At 53.6% G+C, this 2121-nt stretch carries 1 protein-coding gene; it reads left to right on the plus strand.

Annotation, left to right across the window (positions count from 1 at the left end):
- Positions 1-474 precede the first annotated feature (474 nt).
- Positions 475-1959: a group II intron reverse transcriptase/maturase gene (gene ltrA, locus CA13_RS34280; RefSeq protein WP_146394693.1), complete on the plus strand. Its 1485-nt coding sequence runs from the start codon at positions 475-477 to the stop codon at positions 1957-1959.
- Positions 1960-2121 lie beyond the last annotated feature (162 nt).

Consider the following 2121-nt stretch of genomic DNA (forward strand, 5'->3'; position numbering starts at 1 on the left):
ACGGCGAACCATGTCGTGAACGTGCGGACTGGCAAGGTCTGATTGACTAGCGGGTGGAAATCCCGCCTGGGTAAGTGCTAGCCACACGCCCAGTATCGAGTGTTGCAGCCGAAGTATAAGGGCCCAAAGCAATTGTCTGCTGTCGCAGGTGGTTCCCCGAAGTCTTCGATTGAAGCGTACACAGAGAGGTAGTGAGGATGAATGGATCACAGGTGGCCCTGTGACCGTGAACGGGATTAGCTCCGAAATTAGGTACCTGTTGGATTCTGCCCAAGGTTTGTTCACGCCCCAAGGCAACACTTCACGACGCGTCATTGGCGAGCCTCGTGAAGAGACCTGGAGTCGGCGCCCCATTCGCTCTACACATCATGTGAATCAGGCAACCAGTGAGGCCCTGAGGTTCTTGATCGACCGCAAGCAGACCAGCTTGCTCGATCGAGTATGTCCTAGAAGTGGAATAAGCAACGAAGACAAATGACTTTCAGGGAATCGGACGACCGAATAGTACCGCTGCAGCCCGAAGACCAATCGGGAAGTGACAAGCCGAGTAATATCGGTGTAGGGAAGGCGGTCGGGATTTCACGCGATCCAGACCAGGCACTGCCCGTACTCAGAGACGGAACCTCAGTGATAACCCGGCTGGATCGCACCTTTCAAAGAGCGAAGGGAGCCCCAGAAGCGGTTTTCAATAACCTCTTCTCGATGCTCAACTATGAGTTGTTGTGGTACGCCTTTCGCCGACTAAAACGAGGCAAAACGCCAGGAGTCGACAACGTCACGGTCGAGGACTACGAGGAGGATCTCGAAGCGAACCTTCGCGACTTGCTCCAGCGACTTCATCGTGGCAGTTATCGCCCGAAGCCCAGTTTGCGAAAGAACATCCCGAAAGGGAATGGGAAGACGCGATCGCTGGGAATCGCTTGCGTCGAAGACAAAATTGTCCAACGCGCAGTCGTGACGATCTTGGAGCAAATCTACGAAGTCGACTTCTATGACTTCTCGTATGGTTATCGCCCTGGGAAATCGTGTCATGAGGCTTTAGCGACTCTTGGTGGGATCATCGCCACGCGGAAAGTGAACTGGATCAGTGACGCGGATATCAGAGGTTTCTTTGATAATTTGAGTCAGGAGCGTTTAGGCGAGCTGTTGCGGAAACGTATCAGCGACCCGAAACTGCTTCGGCTGATCGAACGTTTTCTCGAAGCAGGCGTGATGATCGATGGCCAGTTGCAGGCAACCGAAGAGGGTGTCCCCCAAGGGGCCAGTCTCTCACCGATACTAGCCAATGTGTACTTACACTACGTGTTAGATGAATGGTTCGAACAAGAAGTCAAACCGCGGCTCGGAGGCGAAGCGTACTTGCTGCGCTTTGCTGACGACTTCCTTTGTTGCTTCGAACTCGAATCTGATGCGGTGCGATACCAAACGGTCTTGCCCAAGCGATTGGATCGGTTCTCGTTATGTGTCGCCGAGGACAAAACGAAGTTGTTACGGTTCGGACGCTTGGCCCGTCGCGATTGCCAGCGACTGGGCGAAGGTGCTCCGGGCACTTTCGACTTCCTCGGATTTACTCATTACTGTGGTCGTAGTCGAGCAGGCAGGTTCAAACTGAAAAGGAAGACGTCTGGCAAGAAGATGCGAGTGAAGTTGGCGGAGATGCGTCTCTGGTTTCATCATCAGCTATCGACTCCGGTGGGCGAAATGTGGCCGGTGCTTAACGCGAAACTTCGTGGTCACTACCAGTATTACGGTATCAATGATAATTGGCCGTTGCTGGCGGCGTATCGCAGTAAGGTTCGCCGGATGGCGAAGCGTCACTTGAGTCGCCGGAGCCAGAACAGCTATGTGAACTGGGATGATTTCAATCGCTTCACGGATCTTCATCCGCTGGTAAATCCGAAGTGTTTGACGGACTTGATCGCTATGGACCGCAAGTTACGCAGTACGCGAGGCAAGTGAAATCTGGGAGCCGGATGCGTTAAAGGCGCACGTCCGGATCTACGAGGGGCCGAGGGTCAATGCGGCAAGGTTCGAATCTTGTGACACCACAACGGGAAACCAGTGGCAAACAGGGAATACAAAGTGTAACCTAAACCAAAGAGACCTCGGTCTACTCTCCCG

This window comes from Novipirellula herctigrandis (assembly GCA_007859835.1).
Lineage (GTDB): Bacteria > Planctomycetota > Planctomycetia > Pirellulales > Pirellulaceae > Novipirellula_A > Novipirellula_A herctigrandis.

Coding starts and splice junctions, on each gene's coding strand:
- ltrA (WP_146394693.1), top strand. CDS start 475: ATGACTTTCAGGGAATCGGACGACCGAATAGTACCGCTGCAGCCCGAA.